The organism is Sphingobacterium shayense, from assembly GCF_013179575.1.
In the GTDB taxonomy this organism is placed as follows: Bacteria; Bacteroidota; Bacteroidia; order Sphingobacteriales; family Sphingobacteriaceae; genus Sphingobacterium; species Sphingobacterium shayense.
In genome coordinates, this window is record NZ_JABMCQ010000163.1 from 1 (window position 1) to 9,538 (window position 9,538).

Here is a 9,538-nt window from a genome sequence, read left to right on the forward strand (position 1 = left end):
CTGTATCAATTGTTTTTGAGCTTTTAGGTGCCGCAGTGTGTTTAGCAGTTTACAAAATATACGATGGAAACCTAAACTGGAGCCTCCTACCAACTTATATCAATACTGAAAAAGCGTCTGAAATTGTCGTTAGTATCCTGCTCTCAGTCGCCGTATCATTCTCCCTAGGTATGATTATTCAATATGTCTGCCGACTCGCGTTCAGCTTTAAATTCGAAAACAAGACAAAAAAGTTCGGCCCAATATTCGGTGGAATCGCTCTTGCTGCAATATCTTATTTTATCTTAATTAAAGGATTAAAATCGGTAACCTTTATCTCTGACGATGCTAAAGCTTGGATTCATGAATACGAACTTATGTTACTAGCAAGTTCTTTTGTTGTTTTCACAATTGTCAGCACATTTATAACACGAACAAGCCTTAGCATATTTAAGGTGATCATAATAGTCGGGACGTTCGCTTTAGCCCTTTCCTTTGCAGGAAACGATTTGGTAAATTTCATCGGCGTTCCCGTCGCGGCTTACCAGTCAATTGAAATCTTTTCTTCGACGGCCAGCAGCGTAGATCCAAAAACCTTTATGATGAGTGCTTTGGCTGATGACGAGATGATTGCTCCAATTTGGATTCTAGTTGCCGCAGGAATAATTATGGTACTCACGCTATGGACGTCAAGTAAAGCCAAAACAGTCATCGAAACTGAAATGAACTTAACTAATCAATCCGCAGGTGAAGAAAAATTTTCTGCAAACTTTCTTTCTAGAAATATCGTCCGCTTCTTTATAACTGTAGGAAACGGAGTGAGCTATCTTCTTCCAAGGACTTTACAAAATCGATTAGATAAACAGTTCGAAAATCCTAAATTACCAACGTCGCCCAAGAAGTCCCAAGACGAACCGATGTTTGACATGGTACGGGCTTCAGTAAATCTCATGGTCGCCAGTATATTAATCGCATTAGGCACATCCATGAAACTCCCCTTATCTACGACTTATGTTACATTTATGGTCGCCATGGGATCCGCATTCGCCGATCGCGCTTGGGATAGAGAGAGCGCTGTTTATCGGGTTTCAGGTGTCTTTCATGTGATTGGCGGATGGTTTATCACTGCGGCATGCGCATTTGCGGGCGCATTTATAGTTGCCTATCTACTAACAATTGGTGAAGAAATCGCCTTTGTTGGTATTCTAATCCTAATGGCATTCCTACTCTACAGAAATGCGAAGAACCATACGAAAAAAGTACAGCAACAGCAGCTTAAGAAGTTAAAAATCGAACGTACTGATATCCAGACATTGCAAGAAGTAACGGAGGCCAGTGCAGAGCAAATTAGCGACATTGTAACTAAAACAAATGTCCTTTACAAAGAAGTCGTCGAAAGCTTAATCAATCAGGATTTAACATCTTCCAATACGGCTAGGAAACTAGTGAAAAAGCTTCAAAATGAGCTTAATTCAACCAACAGTTCCCTATATGACTTCATTAGGAATCTCGATGACAATTCAGTCAAAGGCATCCGTTATTACATACAATCACTTGGTTATCTCCAAGACATCGTAGAGAATCTTGGAGTTATTACCGGCAATATCCATACACATTTAGACAACAATCATAAGCCCTTGAAACTTAACCAAGCAAAGGACCTTAAGTATACATCCTCGAAATTAAGTGATTGGTATGCGAAAATTAATGACACATACAAGCGCTTAGATTTTTCAAAAGTAGACATCATTATTGAGGAACGAGTAATTTTCCAAAGCGCAATTAATGAAATGCTTGACGCACAAATAGAACGTATTAGGACTTCCGAAAACAGTCCTAAAAACACAAAACTCTATTTCTCTATATTGTTAGAGACGAACGAACTTATTAGTTCAACATTTAAGCTATTACGATTACATAAAGAATTCGAAAATTTCAGAAACGGCCGGATCGGCAAATAACATCGTCTAACCTAAGGAATAGGAACGATTTGATTTCTCTACTTTTTTAGATGGGGGAATTTGAAAAGATTGCTTTAATGGACAAGTAAAATCAAAGACTTACCCGTGCTTCATCAGCTCGGGTAATTCTTTCACATCTACCTCACACTGCTCATTAACGGCGAGAAATTCAACAGGTACAACTTCATTGACGAGTATCGGATCATATGGTGTACGAACTTTGACATAGTTCTTAGAGAAACCATGCATATATCCGTCTTTAATATCCCCTTCAAATAGTACCTCAGACACTCTTCCAATTTGTGTATCGTAAAATGCCCTGCGCTTCTTTTCAGAGAGGATATGCAACATTTTACTTCGATCACTACGCTGCGTACCCGGAACTGCGCCTTCCATTTGAGCCGCGATTGTATTTTCCCGTTCTGAGTAAGTAAAAACGTGCAAATAAGAAATCGGCAGTTCGTTAAGGAAATTATATGTATCGATAAAATCGTCACGTGTTTCTCCGGGAAAACCAACGATAACATCCACACCAATGCAACAATCGGGCATCAGTGACTTTATCTTCGCTACACGTTCGATATACAATTCTCTCTTATAGCGACGTCGCATCAAACTCAATATTTTATTACTCCCCGATTGCAACGGCATATGAAAATGCGGCACAAATCGTTTCGACTGTGCTACAAACTCAATGATCTCGTTAGAAAGCAGGTTTGGCTCAATGGAAGAAATACGTATACGGTCTATACCACCTACCTCATCAAGCGCTTGTACCAAATCCAAAAAGCGATCTTGACGTTTTCCGTCGCGAATACCGTAATCACCTATATTAACACCAGTCAAAACAATTTCTTTAACGCCCGATGCGGCAATCTGATGTGCTTGCTCCACAATATCCTCAATTCTTCCCGAACGACTGGCGCCTCGTGCAAGCGGTATAGTACAAAAAGTACACGAATAATCACATCCATCTTGTACTTTTAAGAAAGTTCGGGTACGATCCCCGATCGAATATGCAGGCACAAACTGCTTGGTTTCATCGATCGGACCATTATGGACAATTGTTTTTTCTTGCTTCGTTAAATCATTAATATGTTCAATAATATTAAACTTCTCCGCCGCACCCAAAACCATGTCTACCCCAGGAATTTCTGAAATTTCTTTCGGTTTAAGCTGCGCGTAACACCCTACAATAGTTACATATGCATTTGGAGAATGCTTAAGTGCTTCTTTGACTACTTTTCGACATTTTTTATCCGCATTGTCCGTTACAGAACAAGTGTTAATAACATAAACATCAGCGGGACTGTTAAATTCCGTTGTCTCATAACCCGCATTCTTAAAAATTCGGCCAATGGAGGATGTTTCCGAATAATTCAGTTTACATCCTAATGTATAAAAAGCTACTTTTTTACTCATGATAATTTTGCAAAAATACACAAAAAGTAATAAAATAATCGATATTCTCGAAATCTGTCACTCTTATGATTATCAAGATAAAGCGTTCTATAACCCAAAGGCATCGATAGGTGATTTTTTGCGGCAGCACAATATATTTTCATATATTTGTCACTTCACATATTTATTTGCTCAAATAATATTTTCTGCAAATTTTTGACTCATGAAACAGTATCTCGACTTGCTTAAACACGTCTATGAACATGGCGTAGAAAAAACCGATAGAACGGGAACAGGGACCCGTAGTGTTTTTGGTTATCAAATGCGTTTTGATTTACAACAAGGGTTTCCGTTGGTTACGACAAAAAAACTACATTTACGCTCCATTATTCATGAGTTGATTTGGTTCCTTCGTGGGGATACAAACATAAAATATCTAAAAGAAAATGGAGTAAGCATATGGGACGAATGGGCGGATGAGAACGGAAATCTTGGACCGGTATACGGTTCTCAATGGCGTTCATGGCCTACGCCAGAAGGTGCCCACATCGACCAAATAAGTCAAATAATTAATCAGTTAAAAACCACACCTGATTCTCGCAGAATTATTGTATCGGCATGGAATGTTGCTGAAATAAACAATATGGCTCTCCCTCCTTGTCATGCGTTTTTCCAGTTTTATGTAGCGCCGGCAGCTCCAGACAAAGGACAATCTAAACCGAGGTTATCTTGCCAGCTATATCAACGTAGTGCTGATATATTTTTAGGTGTCCCTTTCAATATTGCCTCGTATGCATTATTGACAATGATGGTTGCACAAGTATGCGATATGGAGGCCGGTGACTTCATCCACACATTAGGAGATGCACACATTTATAGCAACCATTTCGAACAAACAGAATTACAGTTGAGTAGAGCTCCAAAACCACTTCCAACTCTAAAAATAAACCCAAAAATCAGTGACCTATTCGAATTTAAGTTTGAAGATTTTCAACTTGAAAACTATGAATCTCATCCGCATATTAAGGCTCCTGTAGCGGTGTAATTTTTAAAGATTTAAAAAATAAAATTACAAAATCAAAAAATAAATGAGTACATTAAAAATCACTTTAATTGTGGCGGCAAGTGAGAACAATGCTATTGGAAAAGACAATAAAATGCTATGGCATTTACCAGACGACTTTAAGTATTTTAAAAAACACACAACAGGCCATTCCATTGTAATGGGAAGAAAGACTTTTCTTTCGATAGGGAAACCGTTGCCTGAGCGCCGAAATATTGTGCTTTCAAAGGATTTGACTTTTAATGCTGACGATATTGACGTTGCTAACTCTATTTCGGAGGTCCTAACATACTGTAGAGATGAACGTGAGATTTTTATTATCGGCGGTGCACAACTCTACAAACAGACACTTCCTTTGGCAAATAAGATTCTCCTAACCCGTGTCCATACAGAAATACAAGGAGACGCATACTTTCCAGAGTTGAACCAAAAAGAGTGGAAGCTTGTGAATCAGGAAAATCATCTTCATGACGAAAAACATGCGTATGATTTCACCTTTGAAGTTTGGGAGCGCAGAGAACAATAAAACTATTAAAAGGTGTCCAACAACACCCTTTAATAGTTCGTATAAACGTGGTGCTATTTTTTAAGTGCCGCCTCAATTAATTCTCCGTAAAAATCTCCTTCTTTCATCCCAAAGGCCCTCACTTGCTGAGGAATAAAGCTTTGCGGCGTTTGACCGGGAATTGTATTTATTTCGATAAAATAAAACTTATCTGTATTTTTTTCTAGAAAGAAATCGACACGTACCATACCTGCACAATTCAAACGAACGTATACATCACGAATAATGGCAGACGCCCGATGGATTTGTTCATCATTTAATTCCGCGGGAGTAATTTCTTCCGTTAACCCCGGACTATATTTTGCCTCAAAGTCAAAAAACTCGCGTGTAGTTCGGACCTCCGTTGCAGGAAGTACAATGAGTTCACCAGCGACATTTCGGAATACACCCTGCGAAAATTCTCTTCCTTCCACAAACTCTTCTACAATAACCTGATAACCAGTACTTTCTGCATCAAACGCCTTATTAAGGGCTTCTTGAAGCGACCCTTGGTCCTTAACCTTCGACATTCCTATACTACTTCCCCCAGCGTTAGGCTTAACGAAATAAGGTAATTTCAAAGTAGAACATACTTTTTCCACAGCGCCACTACGATCGCTAGTAAATAATAAAACAGAGTTTGCGACAAAAAGATTGTCAATTCCTGCGACGATGGCTTTTGTATATTCCTTATTCATCGTTAGCGCAGACGTTAGTGCGCCACATGATGTATACGGCAAACCAATCATATCAAAATAGCCTTGCAATCTACCATCCTCACCCGGTGACCCATGTAGAATAATAAATGCAACATCAAATGTTATTTTCCGTGCCTCAATATTTAACGAAAAATCTTCTTTATTGATTAAGATCCGATTATCGTCGATTGTATTATAATACCAAGCATCTTGGGTGATAAAAATGGGATAAATATCATATGTGTCTTGGTTAAGCTTAGAGTGTACGAAAGCACTACTTTTCAAAGAAACCTCAGCTTCCCCCGTGTAACCTCCCGTAATTAATGCTACTTTTGTTTTCATATTTTAAATTGATGTAAGCAAATATAATTTGCGTTCCACGGAAAAACGAATATTTTTGCTGTTATATTATGCAGTAAGATTCGACTCCAAATCAGGAAATGGCGTTAATATTGCTGATGGATTTCATAGAAATAAAAAAATACATGTCAAAACTATTATTATATCTTAAGACAGACGCATTTAGAAAGAACCTAATTGCGGCCTTGATCGTCGTTATATTGATTTTTTTAGTGATCTATTTTGGGTTGAAATCGTACACCAAACATGGTGTTTCTATAGAAGTACCAAAGGTCGAGGGTGTACACATTGGTCAAGCTATCCAGCTATTAAAAAAGTCCGATCTTGAATATCACGTGGATTCGGTCTATCAGATTGATAAACAACCGGGACTCGTGATTGAACAAGATCCAGAACCAAAAAGCCACGTAAAAACTGGGCGAACAATATACCTTACGATAATCACTCAAGTTGCGCCAGAGATAGCATTTCCAGAAATTATCGACAAAACATATATTGAAGCATCTGCGATTTTAAGAAACCAATCGCTTAAAGTCGGGGACACGGTCTATATTGCAGATATCGCACGCGATGTGGTACTTGATGTAAAATTTGCCGGTCAACCACTGAAGGCAGGCAGAATGGTACCAAAAGGTTCAAAGATTACGCTTGTTTTAGGAAATGGACGCGGTGCAAATGAAGTAGAAGTTCCAAATTTGATTGGTTTAACCGTCGACGAAGCTAAGTTTGCCTTAATAGGATTAGGTTTAAATTTGGGGGCGGTCTCCTACTCTACAGAGGTGAGCGATTCCTTAGCTGGTAAAATAATTGCTCAGCAACCGGATACCGCAGCCGGACTAATTAGCATCGGCACAGCCGTTAATTTAACGCTTTCAAATTAACCGTATAATATGAATACAACAAATAAAGGCTTTAAGACTATCAAAGTAATAGCGCTTATTCTTCTGGTAACCGCTGGCGTTATAGGTTGGCTTGGATATAGCACTTTTTTGGGACCTAGTATTACACAAGATCAAGACTATTTATTTGTAAATTCAAGTGATCAATACACTGATGTGTTAAAAAAAATTGAAGACCAACATATTGTAAAAAATATTCGGCTTTTTGATTATGCAGCCAAAGCAATGGACTATCCAAAAATGGTAAAACCTGGTCGTTACAAGCTTACAGCAGGGATGTCAAATAGAGCGCTAATTGGAAACCTTCGAGGAGGGTATCAAGAGGCTGTAAAATTCAGATTTGAAAACCTAAGACTCAAAGAAAACTTGGTCTCGCTATTAGATAATTCATTTGAGGCAGACTCAACTTCATTTGCCAATATCCTTGACAACGAAGAGGTGGCTTTATCATACGGTTTTACAAAGGATAACTTCTTTAGCATGTTTATTCCTAATACCTATGAGATTTATTGGAATACGTCTCCCGATAAGATTATTGCACGATTTAAAGAGGAATACGATAAATTTTGGACCGATGAACGTAAACAAAAAGCCCGGGACCTTGGGCTAACCCCACAAGAGGTAAGCACTTTGGCCTCAATAGTTAAAGGAGAAGCGTTACACAAAGACGAGATGCCACAAATTGCAGGACTATATATTAATCGATTAAAAAAAGGCATCCTACTGCAAGCTGACCCCACTGTTATATTTGCAAATAATGACTTCACTATCCGTAGAGTCCTTTTTAAACATTTGGAAATAGACAATCCATATAACACATATAAGTATGCCGGATTACCTCCGGGGCCGATTATGTTGCCAAGTATCGCATCAATTGACGGGGTATTAAATTACAATAAACACGATTACATTTATATGTGCGCAAAAGACGATTTTTCAGGATATCACAATTTTGCTCGTACACAGGCGGAACATTTAGTGAATGCGCGTAAATTTCAAAGGGCATTAGATGCGCGCAATATAAAAAAATAAAGTTCCTAATATTTGGTTTGGAGAAACTTTACAACAATTGAGATAAACTGAATACGTTGAAATCTATCTTCAATAAGATTAATTCTTTTTCTATTTTGTTTTCACTCTTTAACTTTCTATTTTACGAATATGTTTGTACATGAAAGCACGATAAGGATACGTTATGCCGAAACAGATCAGATGGGGTACGTATATTACGGTAATTATGCTTCATTTTATGAAGTAGCTCGAACTGAAATGCTCCGAAGCACTGGTATTACATATAAACAACTTGAAGAAATGGGAGTAATGATGCCGGTTATGGATTTAACATGCAAATATTATCAACCCGCTCGTTATGATGATTTAATCACGATCAAAACTTGTATAAAGGAAAGACCAAATATTCGGCTTAAATTTGAATACGAAATTTTTAATCAGCAGGGAATTTTACTAAATACCGGAAGCACACAACTAGTATTCGTTAATATGAAACGTAATAGGCCTTGTAAAGCCCCCGATATATTTCAAGAAAAAATGGAGCCATATTTTGGCAAATGAAACAAAAAAAGATACATAGCACCCTACTACGTGTAAAACCGTACGATCGTTTTATAGAGTGGACTAAAGTAGCTATTATTCCTGGTTTCAGTTCATTACCATTATATACAGTTTTCACTTTCTTCTTTCAAGAAATTGCTAGGGAATCTATCCTAAACAAAGCCTCGTCGTTAGCGTACAACTTTATGCTAGCAATTTTTCCCGGAATTCTATTTCTATTTACACTCATTCCTTATATTCCAGTAAGTAATTTTCAGCAGAAATTATTGGATCTCATTGCTGTTGCACTGCCACTAAATGCCTACGAAGTGCTGCAAGAGACATTGGTAGATATTATTAAAAACCAAAACTCAGGATTATTATCTGTCGGTTTCCTGCTGGCTACACTTTTCGCCACAAACGGTATGTCAACCCTTATGATGGCATTCAACAAAGCCGCACTATACAAAGAGAAAAGAAGCTGGATTCGCAGACGAATTGTGGCGGTTTTTCTCTCTTTTGCGATTGTACTAGCATTAACTATAGGGATCGGCGTCTTTACTGGCGCCGGGTTTGTGATAACATACCTCAAAGATCATATTGATTACGACCTTTCTTGGTTTTGGACGTTAACACTAAAATTTTCAAGATGGATCGTACTATTTGGGATTTATTTTCTGACGGTAAGTTTACTATTTAAGTTTGGGCCTAGTGATTCAAAAAAGTGGAAGTTCTTAAATGCTGGCGCAAGTTTAGCTACGATTCTCGCCATACTAACCTTTTCGATATTTACTTTCTATATTAACAATTTTGGAGCTTACAATAAATTATATGGATCAATCGGAACATTAATTGTTGTTATGATTTGGATGTATTTAAACTCTCTTATTCTTTTAATTGGATTCGAACTAAATGCAGCTATAGCGCTATCAAAACAAAGCATTAAAATCGTCAAACCTCGCTTTTACAACTCTTTCAAAAAGCAAGAAAGAGATAACAAACTACAATAACTTAAATTACAATATGTTACAATTCTTCGATTGTTTAATTTTATAGAAATTTATAATGTAATCCCGTGTTTT

The 9,538-nt window shown here is 37.7% G+C and carries 9 protein-coding genes; 7 read left to right on the forward strand and 2 right to left on the reverse strand.

The genetic code is table 11. From position 1 onward, the window contains the following. Positions 1–1,940, forward strand: a 1,940-nt coding sequence (locus HP439_RS15570) for an inorganic phosphate transporter (RefSeq protein ID WP_172391260.1), incomplete at its 5' end; no start/stop codon positions are given. A 99-nt stretch (positions 1,941–2,039) separates the two neighbouring features. Here the strand turns inward: HP439_RS15570 and mtaB are convergent. Next, positions 2,040–3,362 carry a tRNA (N(6)-L-threonylcarbamoyladenosine(37)-C(2))-methylthiotransferase MtaB gene (mtaB, locus tag HP439_RS15575; protein WP_172391261.1) on the reverse strand — a complete coding sequence of 441 codons (1,323 nt, stop codon included), beginning with the start codon at positions 3,360–3,362 and terminating at the stop codon, positions 2,040–2,042. 202 nt (positions 3,363–3,564) lie between these two features. Between mtaB and HP439_RS15580 the strand changes: the two genes are divergently transcribed. Continuing rightward, positions 3,565–4,386, forward strand: coding sequence for a thymidylate synthase (locus HP439_RS15580; protein WP_172391262.1), 822 nt, complete (start codon positions 3,565–3,567; stop codon positions 4,384–4,386). Positions 4,387–4,429: 43 nt separating this feature from the next. Continuing rightward, entirely contained in the window at positions 4,430–4,930 is a 501-nt protein-coding gene (locus HP439_RS15585) for a dihydrofolate reductase (protein ID WP_172391263.1), read from the forward strand. A gap of 53 nt (positions 4,931–4,983) precedes the next feature. Here HP439_RS15585 and HP439_RS15590 read toward each other — a convergent pair whose 3' ends face one another. Beyond that, the gene (locus HP439_RS15590) at positions 4,984–5,988 is read right to left on the reverse strand and encodes a D-alanine--D-alanine ligase family protein (protein ID WP_172391264.1); all 1,005 of its coding nucleotides are present in this window, start codon (positions 5,986–5,988) and stop codon (positions 4,984–4,986) included. Positions 5,989–6,131: 143 nt separating this feature from the next. Between HP439_RS15590 and HP439_RS15595 the strand changes: the two genes are divergently transcribed. The 4 genes from HP439_RS15595 (at position 6,132) to HP439_RS15610 (ending at position 9,466) form a co-directional block, all read left to right on the forward strand. Continuing rightward, positions 6,132–6,887, forward strand: a complete 756-nt coding sequence (locus HP439_RS15595) for a PASTA domain-containing protein (protein WP_172391265.1) — start codon at positions 6,132–6,134, stop codon at positions 6,885–6,887. Positions 6,888–6,896: 9 nt separating this feature from the next. After that, complete coding sequence (mltG, locus tag HP439_RS15600) at positions 6,897–7,937, forward strand: endolytic transglycosylase MltG (protein WP_172391266.1); 1,041 nt, start codon at positions 6,897–6,899, stop codon at positions 7,935–7,937. 129 nt (positions 7,938–8,066) lie between these two features. Further along, positions 8,067–8,477 carry an acyl-CoA thioesterase gene (locus tag HP439_RS15605; RefSeq protein WP_172391267.1) on the forward strand — a complete coding sequence of 137 codons (411 nt, stop codon included), beginning with the start codon at positions 8,067–8,069 and terminating at the stop codon, positions 8,475–8,477. Further along, complete coding sequence (locus HP439_RS15610; protein WP_172391268.1) at positions 8,474–9,466, forward strand: YihY/virulence factor BrkB family protein; 993 nt, start codon at positions 8,474–8,476, stop codon at positions 9,464–9,466. Before HP439_RS15605 ends, HP439_RS15610 begins: the two co-directional genes overlap by 4 nt. Positions 9,467–9,538 lie beyond the last annotated feature (72 nt).